This is a genomic window from Chitinophaga sp., assembly GCF_036569185.1.
Taxonomy (GTDB): Bacteria; Bacteroidota; Bacteroidia; order Chitinophagales; family Chitinophagaceae; genus Chitinophaga.
The window spans coordinates 33,440-55,323 of the sequence record NZ_DATCRD010000201.1 but is presented as its reverse complement, the minus strand read 5'-3'; the positions used below and the strand labels follow the sequence as shown (position 1 = coordinate 55,323).

Below are 21,884 nucleotides of genomic sequence, written 5' to 3'. Positions count from 1 at the left end.
AAACCAGCGCCAGCAAAGAAAGCCGCAGCCAAACCGGTGGCAAAGAAAGCCGTACCAGCGAAGAAAGCCGCAGCTAAACCAGTAGCAAAGAAAGCCGTACCAGCGAAGAAAGCCGCTGCTAAACCGGTGGCAAAGAAAGCCGTACCGGCGAAAAAAGCTGCTGCTAAACCGGTAGCAAAGAAAGCCGTACCAGCGAAGAAAGCTGCAGCTAAACCGTTGGCAAAGAAAGCCGTACCAGCAAAGAAGGCCGCTGCCAAACCGGTGGCAAAGAAGGCAGTACCAGCAAAGAAAGCCGCTGCTAAACCGTTAGCAAAGAAAGCGGTACCAGCGAAGAAGGCCGCAGCTAAAAACAAGTCAAAGAAAAAGTAAATAATAAAACACTAGCCAACAGCAATGCATTCATTCAAAGAATTAACAACGCAGTTCAGTCAGCATTTTGAAAAACAACAGTTCCCGGAACAACCCAGTAAATTATATAATGCAGCTTCCCATATCCTGGGAATAAGCGGGAAAAGGATCCGTCCTGTATTATGCCTGATGGGAAATGAATTATTTGACGACCTGCGGACGGATGCATTCGAAGTAGGTAGTGCAATAGAGCTTTTTCATAATTTCACATTGTTGCATGATGATATCATGGATAAAGCGCCCATCCGCCGCGGCAAACCTACTGTTCATACCGTGTATGGGGAGCCGGCAGCTATCCTGGCCGGCGATGTAATGCTTATCTATGTATATGAACGTCTCAATAAAATAGATGCCCATTATAAGCAAAAGATCATTTCCGTATTTAATAAAGCCGCCATTGAGGTGTGTGAAGGGCAGCAGCTTGATATGGACTTTGAAGGCATGGACCCTGAAAAGGTGCAATACGATGACTACGTGCATATGATTGGCCTGAAAACATCTGTGTTGCTGGCGGCCAGCCTGCAACTGGGCGCTATTATTGGTGGCGCCGGGGAAGGTAACCAGCAGCACATTTATTCCTTTGGTAAAAACGTTGGAATTGCCTTCCAGATCCAGGACGACTACCTCGATGCTTTTGGCGACCCCGAAAAATTTGGCAAACAGCAGGGGGGAGATATCCTGGTAAATAAGAAAACATTCCTGCTCCTGAAAGCACTGGAGCTATGCACCCCGGAACAACGGGAGGAGTTGAAAATGCTGCTGAACACATCGCCGGCAGATAAAGTAGAACGTGTACTGGCGTTGTTCCGCAGCTGTAAAGTAGATGAATGGGCAGAAAGGGAAAAGGAACGTTTCCAGCAACTGGCCTTCCAAAGCCTGGATAACGTGGCTGTATTGTCCAGCCGCAAGGAGGCGCTGAAAGAAGTGGCTAACTTCCTCTTAAACCGTCAGCAATAAGGTTCGTATTCAAATTCGCATTATATTCGCGTTTGTCTTATTCAGGATGAAGTGATATGGCTGATTGCATTGATTATTTCTGAAAGATTAATCAGCGCAATCAGCTTTATTATTTTTAAGCAGTAAGACAATCATATTCCTTAAATTTAAAGACAACAAATCTAAACGTAATTCCTTAGCCAATGTCATCAAATTCGCTGTTTCGGAAGAAATCACTTACTGCCATTATCAAAGATGCCAGGGACGGTTTGTCAGATGGCCATGAAACAGGAGGAATGCATAAGGTGTTGAAGGTGAAAGACCTTACCGCTATGGGAATTGCGGCAGTAATCGGGGCCGGTATCTTTTCCACCATTGGGGAGGCGTCTTTCCACGGTGGCCCGGGTGTATCCCTGCTTTTTGTTATTACAGCGGTTACCTGCGGGTTCTCCGCACTCTGCTATGCCGAATTTGCTTCCCGTGTACCGGTATCGGGCAGCGCTTATACCTACTCTTACGTTACTTTCGGGGAACTGGCCGCCTGGGTGATAGGCTGGGCCCTGATCCTGGAATACGCCATTGGTAATATCGCCGTCGCCATCTCCTGGAGCGGATATTTCAATAATCTCCTGAGCGGCATAGGTCTGAGCTTACCCGATTGGCTGGCCAGCAACTACGACAGCGCCACACCGGAGATCATCGCTGCGGCGCCGCATATTGCAGGCATTCCCTTTATTGTAAATCTCCCGGCATTCCTTATCGTGCTGCTGGTCACCTACCTGGCCTATGTAGGCATCCAGGAAAGTAAAAAGAGCGCCAACTTTATGGTGGCCCTTAAGATCCTGGTGATCCTGTTTGTGATCGTAGTGGGCTTTTTTTATGTAAATAAGGCCAATTGGCAGCCTTTTATGCCCAATGGGTTCTCTGGTGTGCTGAAGGGGGTATCGGCCGTATTTTTTGCTTATATTGGCTTTGACGCGGTAAGCACCACGGCGGAAGAATGCGCCAACCCGCAACGGGATCTGCCCAAAGGCATGATCTATTCCCTGATTATCTGTACCGTGTTGTATATCCTTATTTCCTTTGTGCTTACCGGTATGGTGCCGTATTACAATTTGAAGGTAAATGATCCCCTGGCTTACGTTTTTAACGAAGTAAACCTGCCCTGGATCAGCTATCTCATTTCCATCAGTGCGGTGGTGGCCACTACCAGCGTATTGCTGGTATTCCAGATAGGACAGCCGCGCATCTGGATGAGCATGAGCCGCGATGGCCTGTTACCAAAGCGTTTCAGCAAAATACACCCCCGGTTCAAAACGCCCTCATTCGCTACTATTATCACAGGTATACTGGTAGGTATCCCGGCGCTGTTCCTGAACCTGACCATCGTTACTGACCTTACCAGTATCGGTACCCTGTTTGCCTTTATCCTGGTTTGCGGAGGGGTGCTCATCCTGCCAAGAGAAGAAAAAGCCACGGTAAAACGGTTTCAGCTGCCTTACATTAACGGGCAGTTCATTGTTCCGGGTATTATAGTGGCGCTTGTTTTCGTATTCCATAAGGAAATTGCCGCCAAACTTTCCCTGGCCGGTGGCTGGGACGTATGGAAGCATAACATTCCCTTCTACATATTCGTGGTGGTAAGCATCGCGCTTGCCTTTTTCTCACTTACCCGCAAACTCTCGCTGATACCCGTTTTAGGCATGCTCAGCTGTTTTTACCTGATGACGGAAATTGCCCTTAAAAACTGGATCGTTTTTTCTGTGTGGCTCACGGTAGGATTAACCATTTATTTCCTCTACAGCTATACCAACAGCAAGCTGGCCACAAAAGCTTAAATCTTCGTAACTTCAGTGTAGCTCTTTGATCCTAAAATTTATATTTTATGAACATGCTACAACGGGTTGAACACTGGGGTGATACACATCACCCGAATTGGCTGAGCGTGGTCCGCATTCTGCTGGGGCTATTTCTCATGTACGTTGGTGTGCGGTTTGTACAGGACCGCGATGCACTGATTTCCATGATTAACCAGAACCCCACTTTGGCCACCCTGTCCATATTCCTGGGACATTATGTTGTATTTGCGCACACGGTAGGAGGGTTGTTCATCGCTATGGGACTGCTTACCAGGTTCTCTGTGCTGGTGAATATCCCCGTATTGCTGGGTGCTGTATTTTTTGTTCATTCTCCAACAGGGCTGTTTACCGTGTACCCGGTAATGGGTATCTCCTTACTGGTATTGTTCCTGTTGATATTCTTCCTGATTGAAGGCAGCGGCCGTATTTCAGTGGATGAATATATGCGCCGGCACCCCGAAAAGGCCCGGTCAAGGAAATACGCAGATTAGCTATTCTTCATATAGCCGTGCAGGTGAGTGTTACCATTTTAATTTTAATGGCAATGGGACCTCGTGTTTGCTGTGGATCGCCTTCGGCGATGCGGATTTTGTCTGACTCAGGATTATGTTGATTATAATGATTTCGTGGAGTTTTTCTTTTGGATTTTTAAAGGATCCGGGGAGATAGAGGCGGGTATGTCCCTCCAATAATTTATTTTTGCAGTTGAAGAATGCAATTATGAAATACCAAAAAGGCGACAACATCTTGTTGTTGAGTTCAAAAGAAGAAGGAACGGTTGTTGACATTGTGAATGATAATATGGTGATGATAGAGGTGAAAGGAACGTCTTTCCCGGTATACCTGGATCAGATCGACTTTCCCTATTTCCACCGGTTTACCCAGCAGAAACTGGTCAAAGAAAAGCCTAAACTGATCCCCGGGGATGAGATCAAAGTAGACAGGAGGAAGTATGAAGTGTTTAAAACAGATAAAGGGATGTTCCTGTCTGTTTTACCGGTATACCAGATGGATGGATATGATGAAACAGTGAAGCTGATGAAGTTTAACCTGTTCAATGATACCCCGCACACCATGCGCTTCTATTTCCAGATATGGCTGAATAACCAGCTGGACCTGGAGATCAAGAATGAAATACATCCATATAATCATTTCTATCTTGCAGATCTCCTCTTTGAATCGCTCAATGACAACCCGCGGTTTGAGTTCACTTTTTTCCTGAAGGAACCACAACCAAAGCTGGCTGCTTCTGTTAAGAAAACCTGGAAGATCAAGCCCAAACAAATGTTTATACAGCTGGAGGAACTGCGTACCAAAGCAGAAGCCACCATTACTTACCCACTGTTTGATAAATTTCCGGAGAAGGCGCCCGAACCGCCTGCACCTGTGGAGCAGACGAAAAAGAAGGCACCTGTTACCACGATAGGATCCGGCAATTTTGCCAGCCTGTTAAGCAAGATACAACTGCAGCCGGAAACTTCCCTGGAACCCAAACACGAAGTGGACCTGCATATTGAGGCGCTGGAGAAGAACTGGAAAGGGCTGAGCAATATTGCTATACTGGCTATACAGCTGAACGCTTTCCAGCGTTACCTGGAGCTGGCCATCAGTCACCACCAGCATAACCTGATTGTGATTCACGGAGTGGGAAAAGGCAAGCTCAAAGATGAGATCCACCAGATCCTCCGGCAAACGCCTGAAGTGGCCACCTTTGTGAATCAATACCACGCCAAATACGGCTATGGCGCCACCGAAATAACGTTTAGGTAATATTTTCATTACCTTCGCGCTTCAACTACAAACCGTGCTATCGTTCCGCTGACTTGTGCAACGGGAAGGAAAGTCCGGACAGCGCAGAGCAACGCACCACCTAACGGGTGGGGCCCGGTGCAAACCGGGTACAGCCAGTGCCACAGAAAATAACCGTCTGCCATGCAGATAAGGGTGAAAATGTGGGGTAAGAGCCCACGGTGCAGGCAGGTAACTGTTTGTGCGGGTAAACCTTGCGTGCTGAAATGCCATGTATACGGTCGTTTGAGGGCTGCTCGCCCGATGACCGAGGGTAGGCAGATACAGGCAACGTGCGAACGTTGCCGCAGATAAATGATAGCAGCCTGTCCCGGCTTGCCGGGGCAGGAACAGAATCCGGCTTACAGGTTTGTAGTTTTTTTCTTCTCTCTTTTTTGATATGCTAAAATATCCTGTTAACTTCCCGTATTATATTTAATCTCTATTTTATGAATCAGAAAGACGAACGAACCTGGGCAGCCCTTGTACACCTGGGAGGAATTATCGGGATGCTTATACTTCCTACTGTTGGTAATATTATCGGGGTACTGGTCTTTTGGCTGATCAAAAAAAATGAATCCACTTTTGTAGACAGCCAGGGAAAAGAAGCTATCAATTTCCAGATCACGCTGAGCATTGCCGCGGTAATTGTAAACCTGATCAATAATATCGCCACCGGTTTCTGGTCGATCACCAGTTTCTGGCGCCATACCAGGGGAGAGTTTTATAATGCCTGGGGCTGGACAAACCTGCTAGGCGTATTATGGCTGCTGAACGTTATTTTCAGCATCATTGCGGCCGTAAAAGCCAGTAACGGCCAGTCTTACAGGTATCCGCTGAGTGTGCGCCTTGTAAAATAATAGTGTATAAAAGCGAGCGGGAATTTTATCTTTCTGAAAGATAAAATTCCCGCTCGCTTTTTATGGATGTTGAAGGATTCAGTTCTTCCTGATGGCCTTCACTTTTGATTTGTGTTGTTTTTTGCCCTTTACATTTTCACCTTTGATGGTAGCCGCCAGCTTTAATGCCTCGTAAGCGTTTACCATTCCACCTGTCACCGAAAGATCTGCAAAATTTACTTTCTCGCCGGAACTACCTGGTTTATTTACCTCTGTAGTCCCGTCTGGCAGCGGTGTAGCGCTTTTTTCAAGTACATATTTCAGTTGTTTGGCGCTAAGCTCAGGATAGTAAGAGAGCACCAGCGCTGCAACACCGGCTACCACCGGGCTGGCCATACTGGTTCCGCTGGCGCTGCCGTATTTGTTACCGCCGGGAATGGTAGAATAGATCTGTACACCCGGTGCAAATAGATCCACGGTTTTCTTGCCGTAGTTGGAGAAAGGAGCTACTTTATCGTTACCAAGACCCGTATTGCTGGCGCCTACCGTGATCACATTGGTGGCTATTGTGCCATCAAGATAGTTGGGGTTAGGGTAGTTGGCAACAGAATCGTTATTGCTGCCATCGTTACCGGCTGCATGTACCAGTAACACGCCTTTCTCTTCGGCATATTTAAAGGCGGCATCTACCCAGTCTTTATGCGGGGAAAACGGTTTACCAAAGCTCATATTGATGATCTGTGCGCCGTTATCTACCGCATAGCGAATGGCCAAAGCCACATCTTTATCCCTTTCATCTCCATCAGGAACGGCTTTCACAGCCATTATGCGCACGTTATCGGCCACGCCGTCCATACCAACGCCGTTGTTCCTGGCTGCGGCAATAATGCCGGAAACGTGCGTGCCATGGAACCCAAAGGTGCCCATTACATCATTGTTACCGTATTTATTATCGTTGATATCATCGAGGTTGTCGCCCACAATCCTTTCCCTGTTGGCGTTTGGCGCTACTTCGGTGCTTTCTGCCTTACGCTTCAGTTCATTCATGTATTCATCAAATTCCATTTTGAACTCGCCGAAAGTAGCAGGTTCATCACCGGCGCTTTTCAGCAAACGGCTCATGAAATTGCGTGCCAGCAGTACATCCTGGTTGGTAGTTTGAATACTGTCCAGTTGCCCTACATTGAAATCATCCTTACCGAGATAGTTCTTCAGGATGGTTTCACATTTTTTTACGTTTTCCTGGAGCTTCGACATGCTTTTATACTGCATCTTAAACTGGGAATTAGGCTTCTCAATTTTTGCCTGCAGCTGTTGCCAGATGGCATATTCCTTTGAATCTTTGGCCAATGCGGAATCAGGGTTGCCATAAAGGCTTTTATACCGGTAGTATTCGCGGGCAGCTTCTTCAGAATCTTCTTTCAGGCTGCTGCCGTCTTTACCACCCAGGAAGTTCCAGCCGTGAATATCGTCCACATACCCGTTCCGGTCGTCATCCTTGCCATTACCGGGAATTTCGCGGGTGTTCGTCCACAAAATGCTTTTCAGATCCTCATGAGTAGTGTCAATACCTGAGTCGATCACCGCCACAATAACGGGGGTGCTTTTCTTCCCTTTTAACAATTCCTTGTAGGCTTTTTCTGTCGACGTACCATAAACACTATCGGTGTTGTAACTGAGCAACTGCCAGTTTTTAGGTATCTGGGGTTTACTTTGCGCTTCAGTATTTGTTGTAAATGCAGTCACCAATGCAACACACCCTGCCAGGACTGCAACCTCTCGGCTTAACAATTTCATGTTCAATAATTTTCCCTATAAAAAACAACTAAAAATATCATGATGATAAGATTAAAGGTATAGAAAAAGCGGTATAACATTAAATATTAATGATAAACGCGCTATTTGTTGGTTGATTGGGAGATTGGAGGGGGTTTCTGATCATTGCCTTATCAGCCGGTGGCCAGCCCGTCCATAGGCGATCTTATCCTGATTTGCTTGCTGGCCATAGCCGGTAACCACCTGTCACAATCCCTTTTACAATTGTTACGGACTGTCTTAACTTCAACCTGTTCTTATTCCTCATACCCCTCATCTGCCAGATCTACGTTCGGGATTTTTACAGGTATCGTATTTCATTTACTTAAATCTACCCATCATGTTAAAAGCTGTTCTCATGGCCACTTTGCTGGCTACCGGCACTCCTGCGTCTGCTACGGAACCGGAAGTAACCACCCTTATTTTTGTGAATGCCGCGGAAGTGGAAGCATCTCCGTCTGCAGATCCCGGTCTTAGCGCTACAGGACAGGAACAAGCCTCCCAGCTGGCGTCTTCATTGGAAGGAATGGATATCTCCGCCATCTATACCACTTACCTGAACCGTTCTGTACAAACGGTGACTCCGCTCTCAAAAGCACGCCAGCAGCAGCTGGACTATTTCCGTTTAAACGGTGATCCGGACCAGACCATGGCTGTTATTAAAGACATGATAAAGAAAAATAAGGGCAAAACCATTGTCATTTGCAGTGTTCCCGAAAATATTACTGCAATGTTGCAGCATGCGGGCGTGAGGGGGAAAACCATGAAAACACTGTATGATAAAGGATGTGGGCAGGTTTTAGTGGTAAAGCACAGTGGCGGTGGCGCGGCAGTAGCACAAAAGTTGAATATGAATATTCAAAAAAAAGTCTAATATTTATATCCGGAAAAGTTATTGATGGCTTCCCGCCATTGCTGACTTTTCTCATAAGCATGGTTTCCGTTTAACGAAAAGCGGGGTTCTCTAACCTCGCTACTATTTTTAAAAACCATGCAGCCATCGGTGTATGTAGAGAAAGGTAACAAAGGTTACCGGGAATATTTCAACCTAGTTATTTTATCAACCGCTTTTAAAAATCTGATCGGGTAGCGTCTCCTGTCACGAAAATTAAAAGCTCCGGGGCAAGCGCCTCGGAGCTGGATAATCCACAAAAATTTACTGTAGAAATATATTGTTTCCGGCTATCGCTTTTGTTATGAAAGAGATAGCCGGTTGATTTGTGCTAGAGATCAAATTTGATACCCTGGGCCAGTGGAAGGCTATTGGAATAATTGATGGTATTGGTTTGCCGGCGCATATAAGCTCTCCACGCATCGGAGCCGCTTTCACGGCCACCGCCTGTTTCCTTTTCGCCCCCGAAAGCGCCGCCTATTTCGGCGCCGGAAGTGCCGATGTTTACATTGGCAATACCACAGTCGGATCCTGCATTGGAAAGGAACTGTTCTGCCTCCCGGAGGTTCAGCGTCATGATGGCGGAGGATAGCCCCTGCGGCACATCATTCTGCATGGCAATGGCTTCGGCCAGGGTGGCGTATTTCATAACATACAGGATAGGCGCAAAGGTTTCGTGCTGTACAATGGAGTAGGTGTTTTCCACTGCTGCAATGCAAGGCTTTACATAGCATCCTGATTCGTAACCCGGACCTGATAATACGCCCCCTTCCACCAGGAAGGAACCGCCCTGTTGCTTTACCTGCTCAATTGCGCTGAGATAAGCATCTACAGCCGCTTTATCGATCAGCGGGCCTACGTGGTTATGTTCATCCAGCGGATTACCGATACGCAGTTGCGCGTATGCTTTTACCAGCCGCGCTGTAAAGACATCGTACACGCTTTCGTGGATGATCAGCCTGCGGGTGGAAGTGCAGCGCTGCCCGGCGGTGCCTACAGCGCCAAATACGGCCCCTATAAGCGACATATCAAGATCGGCATCCTGGGAGATGATAATGGCATTATTGCCGCCCAGCTCAAGCAGGGAGCGCCCCAAGCGCTCGCCAACAGCCGCGCCTACGGCTTTACCCATCCGGGTGGAACCGGTGGCAGATACCAGCGGGATACGCTTGTCGTGCGACATCCATTCACCGGCGTCCCTGTTGCCGGTCACCAGGCAGCAAACCCCTTCCGGCACCTTGTTCGCGGCAAATACATTGGCTACAATATGCTGGCAGGCCAGTGCGGTAACAGGTGTTTTTTCAGAAGGCTTCCAGATACATACATTTCCGCAAACCCATGCCAGCATGGAGTTCCAGCTCCAAACCGCAACCGGGAAATTGAAAGCGGAAATAATACCGGTGATGCCAAGCGGATGCCATTGCTCATACATCCGGTGCCCGGGGCGCTCGGAGTGCATGGTTAACCCATGCAGTTGCCTCGATAGTCCCACGGCAAAGTCGCAGATATCGATCATTTCCTGTACTTCCCCATATCCTTCCTGCAGGCTTTTTCCCATTTCATAGGATACGAGCTTGCCCAGGTTTGTTTTATGTTCACGGAGCGCAACCCCGATCTGCCGTACTATTTCACCTCTTTTGGGAGCCGGCCAGGCACGCCATTCTTTGAAGGCTTCCTGTGCAATGGCCACCACCTGGTCATAATCTTCCCGGCTGGCGCTTTTAACCGTAATAATCTTTTTATTATTTACCGGTGAAACCGAGCTGATCTCTTCCCCGTGAGCCGGCAACCAGTGCGTTCCCGTGCTGATGCCACTTTGCGCCGCGGTGATGCCAAATGCTTTTAAGATATCTTCCATTGTTGGTGTATTAAGGACTAAAATTAGGAACTTTTTTTTGTTTGGGCGGAGTAGGTGCTTTCGAAGATCTTATCGGCGTTGCCGGCTTCAAACCCTTCCCGCCGGTGTTCCCGTCGTATTTCGCCTGCCGGCAGATGTGCAAATGCAGGCAGTACTTTTCTTTCGGCAAATTCCACATATGAACCGGCAATGGCGTATTCTTCGCCGCCGGCAAAGGTGGCAGTGATCATTCCCGCTACAGTGGCGCTTTGCAGCAGGTTGCCGTCGGGGCTTGTTTTTATTTTACCTCCTGCATCATTGAGATGAAATCCATGTTGTTCCAGGAAACGGTTGAAATCAGCCACTGTATTATATCCTGCCGGAAGGTTATGTACGCTTACGGTGAAGTGATTGAGATAATAACGGTTATAGATCACCCATGCAGCATATTCACTTTCTGCAGCCAGTACCTTGTAATCCGCCAGGGTAGGGGTTTGCCACAGGGCGCTGTGAAGGAAGGTATCTACGGCTTTGCTATCGTCCAGGTTCAGTGCATTCACAGGATCGCTTGTTACTTCATCTGTATAGCGGTGAATGATGGCCTGTGCAGCGCTGCTCAGATCGGCTACACGCAGCTCGCTGATGAAGATGCGGGGATATTGCGGCTCGGGAGGAGCATACCACCACGCATCCAGTTTTTTGGCAGGGAAGTGATAGGGGTCCATTTTCGTATAGCCGTAATGGAGAAATATTTTCTCGAGCGACTGCACCCCCAGCTGTGGTACGCCCATGGTACGAAAGGCGATGTGATCATTTTCAATATCATCTGCGCTGGCAATAATGCCTTCCTTTACCATGGCGGCAATAACAGCTCCAACATCCGGAACCCTTTGCTGATAGCGTTCCATCAGCCCGTTTAAAACATCTTTTAACATGACATACAGCTTTTAGGGCTAGTTATAATATACCGCAAAGCGGTTGTTGATCAGGTCATCGAATACCACATCTTCCTGGCGTACAAAGCCATTGGCAGGCAGCATTCCTTTGGCGTGCAGGTCTATTACCGCACAGGCAGCGCCGGCGGTGGTAAGCTGAATGGCTGTAAAGTCCCTGCCTCCAACTGCCTGGTTATAGATCTTGCGGGAATAAGACCGTTGCACAGAGCGGCCGTTCACCATCCCGGAAACAGATACAAAAACCAATACTACGTCTTGCGGGGTGAAAGGTATGCTATCTTCCATTATCTCCTTTAGTATTTCTCTCTTTTTATTGAGCTTCAGTTCATTGAGAAGGATCTTCATCAGCTGGCAATGACCTGGATAACGTACGGTTTTATAATCGAGGTTATACACTTTACGGTCCAGTATTTCGGCCAGCGCGCCAAGTCCGCCGGAAGTATTAAATGCCTCATATTCCACGCCGTCGAGTGCAAAGCGCTCATAGCCTTCCATAGGCATTACTTCTTTGCGTTCGCCTTCATGAATGGCATCGCAGGGGTTGCAGTATTCATTGATCAGCCCATCCGTGCTCCAGGTAAGATTGTACATAAGGCTGTTGGTAGGAAACTGGGGCAGGGCGCCTACACGGAGGCGAACGGCATCCAGCGAATCAAACTGTTTGGCAATATCATGAGCGGCAATGCTGATGAAACCCGGGGCCAGTCCGCATTGCGGCATGAAGCTTACATTTGCTTCCGCAGCTATTCCGCGGATCGCATTGGTAGTGGCCACATCTTCCGTCAGATCAAAATAGTGGGTGTTGGTTTTGGCCGCTGCTGTGGCAATTTTTACATTCAGGAAAAAAGGGCAGGCGCTGAGCACCATGTCCTGCTCCTGTAACGCCTGCTGAAGAGAGTTGGCATTGTTTACATCCAGTATCGTTTTGCGGATGCGGGCGTCTGTACACTTTTGCAGCAGGGCATTGTTGCTGTCGGCCAGCGTTACTTCATAGTCGCCGGACTGTTGCAGTAAAAAAGCAGCAGTTTCGCCGATCTTGCCGGCGCCGATAATCATTACACGTTTCATAATCTGTTTGGAATTATAGTGAAGCGGGAGAATTTTTATATCTCCCGGGTAAATGAAAACAAATGACGTTTCCCCTAACTACGTATATACGTCACTGTTATACATGAATAAATGTACTTGCAGATTGGCTGAAACAGACCAATGCAAATCACCTGTCATGATGAATGCCAGTATTGCGGATACAATAGTTTTACAAGCCGCTGTGCGGCTTTACAGGAAAGATATAAAAGAGGAAGTGCTACCTATGGCACATGGGAGCAGGTGCTCCGCAGATAGGAGAGTAGAGAAAGCTGTATGTTTAACAGGTAGTTCATCAACTTATAAAGTGCGAAGCGAATATAGGGAATTTATATTAAATGCAAATGACGAATTTGCAGAGAGATAAAAGATCTCTTTACAAATCCGTCATGCTTATTTCTTCAATCAGTATTGTTCGTTTTCATTCGGGAAATCTTTGGACTTTACATCATGGATGTAGGCCTGGGTGGCGCCAAAGATCTCGCTGTAAAGGTCGAGGTAACGACGGAGGAAACGTGGTTTGAACTCCTTATTAATACCGAGCATGTCATGCATCACCAGCACCTGGCCATCTACATACCTGCCGGCGCCGATGCCGATGATAGGAATTTCCACCGTTTCTGCCACTACTTTGGCCAAGGCAGCAGGAATTTTTTCCAGCACAATGGCAAAGCATCCGGCTTCCTGCAGCAGTTTTGCATCGTTGATCAGTTTATTGGCTTCGGCTTCTTCGGTGGCGCGTACCGCGTAGGTGCCGAATTTATAGATGGATTGCGGCGTGAGGCCCAGATGGCCCATTACCGGAACGCCGGCGGAGATAATACGTTTTACGGATTCAATGATTTCTTCGCCGCCTTCAATTTTAATTCCATGGGCGCCGGTTTCCTTCATGATACGGATGGCAGATCCCAGTGCTTCCTTGGAGTTGCCCTGGTAGGAACCAAAGGGCAGGTCTACCACTGCGAAGCAGCGTTTAATGGCCCTTACTACTGAAGCAGCATGATAGATCATCTGGTCCAGTGTAATAGGCAGCGTGGTTTCATGACCGGCCATTACATTGGATGCAGAATCTCCTACCAGCAGGATATCAATGCCGGCATCATCAAAAATGCGGGCCATGGAATAATCATACGCAGTAAGCATGGAGATCTTTTCCCCGTCTACTTTCATCTTCTGCAGTATATGCGTAGTGACACGCTTTATTTCTTTATTCACAGACATAAGCAGTGAGCATTTAGCATTTAGCTGTTAGCAATAACCGCAAAGGTGGTAATATAAAAAGATAAAAGGAAATGTTTTTTATGTACGGCCAGGGATCAGGAACTGACGGCGATCTCCTCGTAAAGGGCATGAATAAGACCATCTGCCAGCCCTATCTTCGGTACATAAATTTCCGGCGTATCAGCCCAGCGCATAATGTTCACATAGATCTGCAGTGCAGGAACGATAACATCGGCCCGGTCTTCCCGCAGATTATACAGGTGAATACGTTCTTCCACGGTGAATGCGCTGAATTCCTTGTAATAATCTTTCAACGTATCCAGTGAAAGGGGCTTGCCTTCTTTTCTTTTGGAGAGGGAGAATATTTTATTGATGTTGCCACCGGAACCAATGGCGGTTACGGCGCCTATGCCTTTGAGCTGTTGTTTCAGGAAATCTTTCAGCTGCTGCCACTGGGCTTCAGTCACCTGTTGCTGCAGCAGGCGGATAGTGCCTATGTTGAAGGATTCCTTAAAAACCTGTTTGCCGGCGCTGAAAAGGGTGATCTCAGTGCTGCCGCCGCCTACGTCGATATAGAGGTACGACTTTGTTTTATCCATGTTTTCAGCCACATGGTTTTCGTAAATGAAAGCAGCTTCTTCCTGGCCGGTAATGATCCGGATGTCGATACCGGTTTGTGCTTTTACCTGCTGGAGTATATCCGTGCCGTTGCTGGCGTCGCGCATGGCGGAGGTAGCGCATGCTTTGAGATATTTTACTTCGTACACATCCAGCAGCAACTTATAGGCCCGGATGGTATCTATCAGGTGCGTCGCCTTTTTATCTGAAATAACCTGGTTGTTAAACACGTCAAAACCCAGTCGCAGCGGTACTCTCACAAGGTTTAGCTTGGTGAAGTCCATTACGCCCGCGCTATTCGGCGATGCTTCAGAGATGAGCAGTCTGGCAGCATTGGAGCCAATATCGATCGCAGCTAATTTCATCTGTCAGTCGTTAGATCAAAGGGCAAAAGTATAACTTTTCAGCGTTAATGGTATTGTTTTTCGTGAAGGTATTTATAGATCTCTATTTGTGTGCGGATCTTTTTATCTCCATCTTTACGGTATTCATTTTTCTGTTCGTTATCCAGTACACGGGCTTTTACATTGCCGCTCAGCTGGATGTTCATTATGTCGATCAGCTCCTGTCGTATAGCCGGGTCCGTTATAGGCGCAGCGGCTTCCACGCGGTGGTCGAGGTTACGGATCATCCAGTCGCAGGAAGCAATGAACACCTTCTCTTGTCCGCCATGATGGAAAATAAATACGCGGGCATGTTCCAGGTATTCATCCACGATACTTACCGCAGTGATGTTCTTTTTCCATTTTTTATTCTCCGTATAGGCGCAACAGATACCCCGGATCACCATTTTTACGTCCACGCCGGCTTTGGCAGCTTCATATAATTTGGCGATCAGGGCGGCATCGGAAAGCGAGTTCATTTTAATAGTGATGGCGGCTTTCTTCTTGTGCTTTGCATTCTTGATCTCCCGGTCGATCAGGCGAAGGAAGGTATCGCGCATGTTAAGCGGGCTAACAGGCAGCGTTTTGCAGCCTTCCAGGATCTTGATATCATGACGCGCGCTTTCCAGGTAGGAAAAGATACGGTTCATATCCGCAATGATGGCCCGGTTGGTGGTAAGCAGGCAGTGATCGCCGTACACCCTTGCCGTTTTTTCGTTGAGGTTACCGGTGCTTATAAAACCGCATTGCAGTGTTTTGGTGCCAATCCTTTTTTTGATCACGCACAATTTGGCATGGACCTTCATATTAGGGATACCCAGCAGTACTTTAACGCCTTCTTCTTCCAGGCGTGATTTCCAGTCGAGATTGGCCGCTTCGTCAAACCGTGCGCGCAATTCCAGCACTACAGTTACCTGTTTTCCGTTACGAACGGCGTTCACCAGTGCGTTTACTATCTTGGAATTACGGGCAAGCCTGTACGCAGTTATTTTTATGGAAGATACATTAGGATCTATGGCGGCTTCCCTCAGCAGGTCGATGATGGTATCGAACGAGTGATAGGGGAAGTGCAGCATTACATCCTGCCGTTGTATAACGTGCATTACGCTGGGCGCATTTACAAACAGCGGATGGGTAAATGTTTTACGGTGTAAATGAGGTGGGAAGATGGATTCCGGGAAATCCATAAAATCTTTAAAGTTATGGATACGGGCTCCCGGGATGAGGTTATCCTTTCCGGAGAGGCCCTGTCTGCGCATCAGGTACTCCAATAACAGCGGATCTATGTCCTTGTCGTATACAAACCTTACCGGCTTACCCTTGCGACGGTCTTTCAGCCCTTTTTCAATCTGGTGGATAAGGCTGTCGGAGATATCGTTATCAATATCCAGTTCCGCATCGCGGGTTACTTTGATAATATGCGCAGTAAATTTATCGTAGCCGAAATAGGAAAAGATGTTGGGAAGACAAAAGCGCACCAGGTCTTCCAGCAGGATAATATCATGTTCTCCGGGTTTGGAGGGCAGGATAATAAAGCGGGGAAGCACCGTGGTGGGTATTTCTATGAGCGCAAATTTTTGTCGTACGGAATTATCCTGGCGGGCCAGTACAATGGCGAGGTAAATAGATTTATCGCGCAGGATAGGGAACTGTTGTATGCTTTCAATCATCAGGGGAATGATGTTGGTGCGTACCTGTTCGTTGAAGTAGTTGAGTACAAATTTCTGTTGCTCGCGGTTAAGTTGTTTTTCGGTCCGCATGAAGATGTGCTGGGCTTCCAGTTCTTCGGCTATATCCTTCCATACCAGGTCAAACTCCCGTTGCTGTTCAATCACACGGGTTTGTATTTCATCCAGTATTTTATCAGGGTTTTCTTCGAGATGCATTTTACCGGCTTTGCCGAAAGACATCATTCGTTTGAGAGTAGCTACCCTCACCCTGAAAAACTCATCGAGGTTGTTGGAGAAGATGCCCAGGAAGCGGATACGCTCATGCAGTGGAACGGTTTTATCTGCTGCTTCCTGTAATACCCTTGCATTAAAAGAGAGCCAGCTGATATCCCTGGCAATCATTTTTTTCTTCTCTGTAAGGCTTTTTTTTGTGGTTGTTTTTTTCTGTACTGTTACTTCGGGCATTGTTATAGTATCAAGGTTCTCACCATTCGGCAAACGCATACGAACTTATTTACATTCAATAAAAATCACATCATCTGAACTACGATGATACAGCTTTCGCTTTAATTGAAGTATTAAATTAAAGTTAAAGAAAAATCGCCTTCGGCGATGAAAATTGTCTTGGAACAAGATTACGCTGATTATACTGATTAGCTGGATTTTATTTTTTGGATTTTAAAAATAATTAATAAAAGATTCGGGGAGATATAAGCGAATGCTATATCTCCCCGAATCCATTAAAATCAATAGGATCAAATCAAATTAATCAATATAATCAGCGTAATCCTGAGTCAGACAAATTCCGCATCGCCGAAGGCGATTTTTTGTTGTAAAGCGGTAACCCCACCAGGCTGATAAAGCCGAGGAGGATCACGAGTACGGTTTGCGCTACCCAGATGATCCAGCCGAAGGCGAAGCCGATGGCCAGGGGGATGCCGTACAGTTCAAGGGATTTTTGTACCAGGGGTTGATAGGCGCCTATACCGCCGGGGGTAACGATCATGCCTACACTACCGATCATCAGTACGGCAAGGGCGGCGCTGATGCCCAGGTGACTGGTTTCTTTCAGGCAGAAGAAACCGATGTATACCTGTGAAAGGTAGCATGACCAGATCAATACGGTATGTAACAGGAACCAGCCCTTCTTTTCCATTTTGCCGATGGAAAGAATTCCTTCCATGATGCCTCTTGCGAGGTTTTTTATGGTGATGGCCACTTTGGACCTGGCAAATTTTTTCAGGAGCCAGAGCAGCAGGAGGATAACGGCGGCGAGTATAATGATGCCGGTGAGCAGCTGTGCGCCGTTGGCCCGGGCTATTTTGTGCGACAATGGTATAAAAATGGATTCATTCACATAAGAGCCGAGAACGTCCAGCTGTGTAAGTACAGTAAGGGCCATGAGCAACAGCAGGCATACCATGTCTACTGCGCGTTCAGCGATCATGGTACCTACCAGTTTATCGGCCGGCACTTTTTCATATTGGGCCAGTATCCCGCAGCGTGTCACTTCCCCCAGGCGGGGTACGGCGAGGTTGGCCAGGTAGCCTACCATTACGGCAAAAAAGGTATTCAGTGTAGAGGGTTGGTGGCCCAGTGGTTTCATGAGCAGTTTCCATCTTACAGCCCTGAACCAGTGACTGGCAATACCGATGGTCATGGTGGGGATCAGCAGCCAGTAGTTGGCCCTGCGGAAGGCGGTATTGATCTGCTCCCATTGTTCTGTAGTAATATCTTTGGTAAAAAGCCAGATCAACAGCACTCCTATGCCGAAAAAGCAAATAAACTTAATGACGTTCTTAAGCATTTTGGGCATGATCCAAAGTTGTTTTAGGGCGTTAATAAAACAGGTACAGTATGGGTTTACAGTTTATTTCCTTCTTTCGGGAAAATGGCAATAGGCGTATATTTTTTTGCTTCTTCAAAATCCATAGTGGCATAGGAAATAATGATCACTATATCACCCGGGGCAACAAGGCGGGCGGCCGGGCCATTCATACAGATTACGCCGGAACCGCGCTTTCCTTTGATCACATAGGTTTCCAGGCGTTCCCCGTTATTTACGTTTAATACCTGCACTTTTTCATACTCGATTAAACCAGCGGCGTCCATAAGGTCTTCGTCAATCGTAATACTTCCAACATATTGCAGATTGGCTTCCGTAACAACTGCGCGGTGAATCTTACACTTTAAAATTTCGATTTGCATAATTATACTGGCTTATCGCTATAGAGCGTTTGCAAAGCTAGGGAAAAAATATGGAAGATCGAACAGGGGATGCAGCAGTAATGCAGTGTTTGCCGCATCCCCCGCGGAGTGAGGTTACAAACTTCCCTGCAGTATCATATTATCGATCAGGCGAACGCCATCCAGCCAGGCGGCAATTGCTACCACTACCGTGGCGTTTCCGGGTGGCTGGTCCAGGGGAACGAGGCTGCCATTTTCCAGCCGGAGGATATCTACGTATTCGGGCTCAAAGCCCTGTTTTTTGAGCGCATCAAAAGCTTCATGGGCGCCTTCCAGGAAGTGAAGGCCCTTTCCGAAATTATCCCTGATATGAATGAGCGCCTGGTAAATGCCTGTGGCTTTTTTCCGGGCAGCGGGAGAGAGGCGTGTATTGCGGCTGCTCATGGCTAAGCCGTCTTTTTCCCTTTCGGTGGGGCATACCACCAGTTTCACGGGGGAGTGGGTTATTTCCAGGAGGCGGCGAATGATCAGGCATTGCTGCAGATCTTTTTGTCCCATAAAAAGCTGGTCCGGTTGCACAATATCCAGTAACTTGTGAACAATGCGGCCCACGCCCTGGAAATGCCCGGGGCGGAATTTGCCTTCAAGAATAGTTTCCAGGTTGCCGAAGTCGTAATGCAGATCACTTTTAAGGCCTTCAGGATACATTTCTTCCACTGATGGTAAAAAAAGAATATCTGTTGATACGTTATTTAATTTCTTTATATCCTCTTCAATAGTAATAGGATATTTTTCAAAATCTTTTGGATCATTAAACTGAGTTGGATTGACAAAGATGCTGCAAACGACCACTTCATTTTCCTGCCTGGCCGCCTGAATAAGTGACAGGTGACCGGCATGGAGCGCTCCCATAGTGGGCACAAAACCAATGCTTTTGTTGCTTTTTCTTACCAGGTCCAGGTGCTTCTTCAGGTCCGCGCTGCGCTTAAATAGATACATAAATCATTGCTTAAAAGGATGTTAAAACTGACAGATTGACCAATATTCCGTAAAAAATCCGTAATTTTGCAAGCCAAATTAAAAATTACTGCATTAATAATCAGCGTTAAATGTCCACAAAGAAAAGAATTCTTTTTATTGCCCAAGAGATGTCGCCGTACCTGGAATTGAGTGATTACGCGGCAATGGTCAATAAAATGGCAATTAAGTCCAATGAGGCTGGCCTGGAAGTGAGAGTGATCATGCCCAGATTTGGAATTATTAATGAGAGAAGACACCGTTTGCACGAGGTCGTAAGATTGTCGGGGATCAACATTGTGATTGACGGGGACGATTATCCGTTGATTATCAAGGTAGCATCGCTTCCAAACGCCCGCCTGCAGGTTTACTTCCTGGATAATGAAGATTATTTTAAGCGGAAAACTGTGTTTGCCGATGAAAACGATGAGTTTTTTGACGACAATGCAGCGAGAGCTGTCTTCTTTTGTAAAGGAGCCCTGGAAACGGTAAAGAAATTCGGATGGCCTCCGGATATCATTCATTGCAGTGGCTGGATGACCTCTCTGATACCTATGTATCTGAAAACGGCCTATAAAAAAGAGCCGGTATTTGCCAATTCAAAGATCATCTATTCGCTGACTCCCAACACATTCAAGGAAAAGTTAGGCACTACCTTTGTGAAGAAGGCCACGATCAGTAACCAGATCAAGGAAAAAGATATGGAGCTGTTCAAGGATGGTACCAATACAGCGCTGAACAGGGGAGCGGCCAAATATGCGGACGCTGTTGTACTGGCCGGTGATAAACTGGAAAAGAAAGTAGTGGATGAAGTGAAAGCGGAAAAAGGAAAGATCATCCTGCCATTTAAAAAAGACAATGAGGACCTGGGCGATTACCTGCAATTATATCATCAATTGCTGGGTAAATAACCATCAAGTCCACCTTTAGTGCGTAGTTGAAGCGTATTTAAAGCGTATAAAAAGCATGTTCGGGCAGTAAAACCAATACTCACTAACAACATAACGCGTGAAGATCAATTTCAGGAACCTTAGCTTCTTAGCCACCTATATTACGCTGTTGTACGGCGCCACCGGTTGTAACAAATCCACTATTCTCGGAAGTGGCTTAATTCCTCCCGGTGATTTTGTAAATGCACAGGACACAACGCTCAACGGTATTATCGCCAACAACATACTCCGGTATGATTCCTCCATTTTAAACGGACAAAACGCCTATAACAAGATCCTGGGATCAGTTACCACCGACCCGGTTTTTGGCAGAACCCACGCCTTCGTATATACGCAGGTATCACTGCCAAAAAGCGCCTTTACATTTGAAGGTACCGGGCAAACGCTGGATTCCGTGGTGCTGTCGCTGAGCTATACCGGTTATACCGGCGATTCTGCTGCACCTCAGACTTTCCGGGTTTACCGGATGACTGAAACCAATTTCAAGATTGATTCCAGCTATCCATATAACAAGCCATTGGCTTATAACCCCGGTGAGCTGCTGGGTACTGCTACCGTTACGCCGTTGTCGCTCCGCGACTCTGTAAGCGTTTACGGCACCAAGGAAACCGCCCAGCTGCGTATTAAGCTGAGCAATGCCTTCGGTAATGACCTGCTCGCCCAGAAATCAGATGGCGCTTTCGCCACAGATTCCGCCTTCCGTGCCTACCTGAAAGGTTTTGCGATTGTTCCTGATACCAATCTTGGTACCAACCGGAACATGATCTACCTGAATCTTAATAATACCAATACCAAACTCACGGTGTTCTATAAAAACAGCACCGATGATTCGCTCCGTGCCACCATGGCGTTCGATCAGTATGCCAGCGCCCATGCGAATTATTTCACCCGCAATTATAACGGATCACAGGCTTCCAGGTTTATTAATACCAATAACCCGAACGGCGACAGTATCCTCTTCCTGAACGCTGCTCCCGGCCTGTTCACTAACCTGACCATACCTGGGCTTGAGAACTTCCCGAATGTGCTGATCAATAAAGCGGAACTGGTGATCACACAAATAACTTCCGGGCCGGGTGATATGAATAATATATTTATTGAACCAGGAAGCTTATCTTTACGCCAGTATACAAACGGTGATACCACCAAGATCCCCGCAGATTATTATACAGGAGGAGGCGCAGCCTATTTTGGCGGCACCCGCCAGGTGATTACCAACTTTGGAGGCGTACAGGTAGTTCAGTATACCTTTAACCTTGCCAACACCGTACAGCGGTTTATCAGGAAACTGGATGCCAACAAAGGTTTCAGGCTCGAAGGATACTCGCCCCTGTACATGGACCTGAACCGTGTGAAAGTTGGAGGCAGCAACCTCTCCCAGTATAATATCAAGCTCAGAATTATTTACACTAAACCATAAAA

General features: G+C 47.1%; 19 protein-coding genes and 1 other RNA gene. 10 read left to right on the top strand and 10 right to left on the bottom strand.

The window, feature by feature from the left end:
- The 7 genes from VIM72_RS15410 to VIM72_RS15380 form a co-directional block, all read left to right on the top strand.
- A partial coding sequence (locus tag VIM72_RS15410; protein ID WP_332003718.1) for a hypothetical protein occupies nucleotides 1-369 on the top strand: 369 nt, incomplete at its 5' end.
- Nucleotides 370-393: 24 nt separating this feature from the next.
- On the top strand, nucleotides 394-1,365 hold the full coding sequence (locus VIM72_RS15405; protein WP_332003717.1) for a polyprenyl synthetase family protein: 972 nt from the start codon (nucleotides 394-396) through the stop codon (nucleotides 1,363-1,365).
- A gap of 182 nt (nucleotides 1,366-1,547) precedes the next feature.
- Nucleotides 1,548-3,182: an amino acid permease gene (locus VIM72_RS15400; protein ID WP_332003716.1), complete on the top strand. Its 1,635-nt coding sequence runs from the start codon at nucleotides 1,548-1,550 to the stop codon at nucleotides 3,180-3,182.
- A gap of 47 nt (nucleotides 3,183-3,229) precedes the next feature.
- The gene (locus VIM72_RS15395; protein ID WP_332003715.1) at nucleotides 3,230-3,694 is read left to right on the top strand and encodes a DoxX family protein; all 465 of its coding nucleotides are present in this window, start codon (nucleotides 3,230-3,232) and stop codon (nucleotides 3,692-3,694) included.
- Nucleotides 3,695-3,923: 229 nt separating this feature from the next.
- Nucleotides 3,924-4,973: a Smr/MutS family protein gene (locus tag VIM72_RS15390; RefSeq protein ID WP_332003714.1), complete on the top strand. Its 1,050-nt coding sequence runs from the start codon at nucleotides 3,924-3,926 to the stop codon at nucleotides 4,971-4,973.
- A 24-nt stretch (nucleotides 4,974-4,997) separates the two neighbouring features.
- Nucleotides 4,998-5,372: RNase P RNA component class A (gene rnpB / locus VIM72_RS15385), an RNA gene on the top strand.
- A 68-nt stretch (nucleotides 5,373-5,440) separates the two neighbouring features.
- Complete coding sequence (locus VIM72_RS15380) at nucleotides 5,441-5,851, top strand: DUF4870 domain-containing protein (RefSeq protein WP_332003713.1); 411 nt, start codon at nucleotides 5,441-5,443, stop codon at nucleotides 5,849-5,851.
- 78 nt (nucleotides 5,852-5,929) lie between these two features.
- On the opposite strand, the gene VIM72_RS15375 is transcribed toward VIM72_RS15380, so the two are convergent.
- Complete coding sequence (locus VIM72_RS15375) at nucleotides 5,930-7,627, bottom strand: S8 family peptidase (RefSeq protein WP_332003712.1); 1,698 nt, start codon at nucleotides 7,625-7,627, stop codon at nucleotides 5,930-5,932.
- A gap of 358 nt (nucleotides 7,628-7,985) precedes the next feature.
- Between VIM72_RS15375 and VIM72_RS15370 the strand changes: the two genes are divergently transcribed.
- Nucleotides 7,986-8,519 carry a histidine phosphatase family protein gene (locus tag VIM72_RS15370; protein WP_332003711.1) on the top strand — a complete coding sequence of 178 codons (534 nt, stop codon included), beginning with the start codon at nucleotides 7,986-7,988 and terminating at the stop codon, nucleotides 8,517-8,519.
- Nucleotides 8,520-8,868: 349 nt separating this feature from the next.
- On the opposite strand, the gene VIM72_RS15365 is transcribed toward VIM72_RS15370, so the two are convergent.
- The 9 genes from VIM72_RS15365 to panC all read right to left on the bottom strand — a co-directional run bounded on the left by VIM72_RS15365 (nucleotide 8,869) and on the right by panC (nucleotide 19,494).
- A complete protein-coding gene (locus VIM72_RS15365; RefSeq protein ID WP_332003710.1) occupies nucleotides 8,869-10,395 on the bottom strand; it encodes an aldehyde dehydrogenase family protein in 1,527 nt (508 codons plus the stop codon).
- Nucleotides 10,396-10,418: 23 nt separating this feature from the next.
- Nucleotides 10,419-11,309: a DUF1338 domain-containing protein gene (locus VIM72_RS15360; RefSeq protein ID WP_332003709.1), complete on the bottom strand. Its 891-nt coding sequence runs from the start codon at nucleotides 11,307-11,309 to the stop codon at nucleotides 10,419-10,421.
- A gap of 18 nt (nucleotides 11,310-11,327) precedes the next feature.
- A complete protein-coding gene (locus VIM72_RS15355; RefSeq protein WP_332003708.1) occupies nucleotides 11,328-12,398 on the bottom strand; it encodes a saccharopine dehydrogenase family protein in 1,071 nt (356 codons plus the stop codon).
- A gap of 423 nt (nucleotides 12,399-12,821) precedes the next feature.
- A complete protein-coding gene (gene panB / locus VIM72_RS15350; protein WP_332003707.1) occupies nucleotides 12,822-13,637 on the bottom strand; it encodes a 3-methyl-2-oxobutanoate hydroxymethyltransferase in 816 nt (271 codons plus the stop codon).
- 95 nt (nucleotides 13,638-13,732) lie between these two features.
- Nucleotides 13,733-14,620: an exopolyphosphatase gene (locus VIM72_RS15345; RefSeq protein ID WP_332003706.1), complete on the bottom strand. Its 888-nt coding sequence runs from the start codon at nucleotides 14,618-14,620 to the stop codon at nucleotides 13,733-13,735.
- A gap of 44 nt (nucleotides 14,621-14,664) precedes the next feature.
- Nucleotides 14,665-16,812: a polyphosphate kinase 1 gene (gene ppk1 / locus VIM72_RS15340; protein WP_332003705.1), complete on the bottom strand. Its 2,148-nt coding sequence runs from the start codon at nucleotides 16,810-16,812 to the stop codon at nucleotides 14,665-14,667.
- 274 nt (nucleotides 16,813-17,086) lie between these two features.
- Entirely contained in the window at nucleotides 17,087-18,124 is a 1,038-nt protein-coding gene (locus VIM72_RS15335; RefSeq protein ID WP_332003704.1) for a lysylphosphatidylglycerol synthase transmembrane domain-containing protein, read from the bottom strand.
- 47 nt (nucleotides 18,125-18,171) lie between these two features.
- The gene (gene panD, locus VIM72_RS15330; RefSeq protein WP_133811105.1) at nucleotides 18,172-18,516 is read right to left on the bottom strand and encodes an aspartate 1-decarboxylase; all 345 of its coding nucleotides are present in this window, start codon (nucleotides 18,514-18,516) and stop codon (nucleotides 18,172-18,174) included.
- A 114-nt stretch (nucleotides 18,517-18,630) separates the two neighbouring features.
- On the bottom strand, nucleotides 18,631-19,494 hold the full coding sequence (gene panC / locus VIM72_RS15325) for a pantoate--beta-alanine ligase (RefSeq protein WP_332003703.1): 864 nt from the start codon (nucleotides 19,492-19,494) through the stop codon (nucleotides 18,631-18,633).
- 110 nt (nucleotides 19,495-19,604) lie between these two features.
- On the opposite strand from panC, the gene VIM72_RS15320 reads away from it, so the two are divergent.
- Together VIM72_RS15320 and VIM72_RS15315 are read left to right on the top strand one after the other, a co-directional pair.
- Nucleotides 19,605-20,423, top strand: a complete 819-nt coding sequence (locus VIM72_RS15320; protein ID WP_332003702.1) for a glycogen/starch synthase — start codon at nucleotides 19,605-19,607, stop codon at nucleotides 20,421-20,423.
- A 97-nt stretch (nucleotides 20,424-20,520) separates the two neighbouring features.
- Complete coding sequence (locus VIM72_RS15315; protein WP_332003700.1) at nucleotides 20,521-21,882, top strand: DUF4270 family protein; 1,362 nt, start codon at nucleotides 20,521-20,523, stop codon at nucleotides 21,880-21,882.
- The last annotated feature ends 2 nt before the right edge of the window (nucleotides 21,883-21,884 follow it).

Bases quoted from the DNA above. Each gene is read 5' to 3' on its own strand.
- VIM72_RS15395 (WP_332003715.1), top strand. From the start codon at position 3,230: ATGAACATGCTACAACGGGTTGAACACTGGGGTGATACACATCACCCG.
- VIM72_RS15375 (WP_332003712.1), bottom strand. From the start codon at position 7,627: ATGAAATTGTTAAGCCGAGAGGTTGCAGTCCTGGCAGGGTGTGTTGCA.
- ppk1 (WP_332003705.1), bottom strand. From the start codon at position 16,812: ATGCGTTTGCCGAATGGTGAGAACCTTGATACTATAACAATGCCCGAA.
- VIM72_RS15345 (WP_332003706.1), bottom strand. From the start codon at position 14,620: ATGAAATTAGCTGCGATCGATATTGGCTCCAATGCTGCCAGACTGCTC.
- VIM72_RS15335 (WP_332003704.1), bottom strand. From the start codon at position 18,124: ATGCCCAAAATGCTTAAGAACGTCATTAAGTTTATTTGCTTTTTCGGC.
- panD (WP_133811105.1), bottom strand. From the start codon at position 18,516: ATGCAAATCGAAATTTTAAAGTGTAAGATTCACCGCGCAGTTGTTACG.
- VIM72_RS15365 (WP_332003710.1), bottom strand. From the start codon at position 10,395: ATGGAAGATATCTTAAAAGCATTTGGCATCACCGCGGCGCAAAGTGGC.
- VIM72_RS15400 (WP_332003716.1), top strand. From the start codon at position 1,548: ATGTCATCAAATTCGCTGTTTCGGAAGAAATCACTTACTGCCATTATC.
- VIM72_RS15360 (WP_332003709.1), bottom strand. From the start codon at position 11,309: ATGTTAAAAGATGTTTTAAACGGGCTGATGGAACGCTATCAGCAAAGG.
- VIM72_RS15320 (WP_332003702.1), top strand. From the start codon at position 19,605: ATGTCCACAAAGAAAAGAATTCTTTTTATTGCCCAAGAGATGTCGCCG.
- VIM72_RS15380 (WP_332003713.1), top strand. From the start codon at position 5,441: ATGAATCAGAAAGACGAACGAACCTGGGCAGCCCTTGTACACCTGGGA.
- panC (WP_332003703.1), bottom strand. From the start codon at position 19,494: ATGTATCTATTTAAGCGCAGCGCGGACCTGAAGAAGCACCTGGACCTG.
- panB (WP_332003707.1), bottom strand. From the start codon at position 13,637: ATGTCTGTGAATAAAGAAATAAAGCGTGTCACTACGCATATACTGCAG.
- VIM72_RS15405 (WP_332003717.1), top strand. From the start codon at position 394: ATGCATTCATTCAAAGAATTAACAACGCAGTTCAGTCAGCATTTTGAA.
- VIM72_RS15370 (WP_332003711.1), top strand. From the start codon at position 7,986: ATGTTAAAAGCTGTTCTCATGGCCACTTTGCTGGCTACCGGCACTCCT.
- VIM72_RS15355 (WP_332003708.1), bottom strand. From the start codon at position 12,398: ATGAAACGTGTAATGATTATCGGCGCCGGCAAGATCGGCGAAACTGCT.
- VIM72_RS15390 (WP_332003714.1), top strand. From the start codon at position 3,924: ATGAAATACCAAAAAGGCGACAACATCTTGTTGTTGAGTTCAAAAGAA.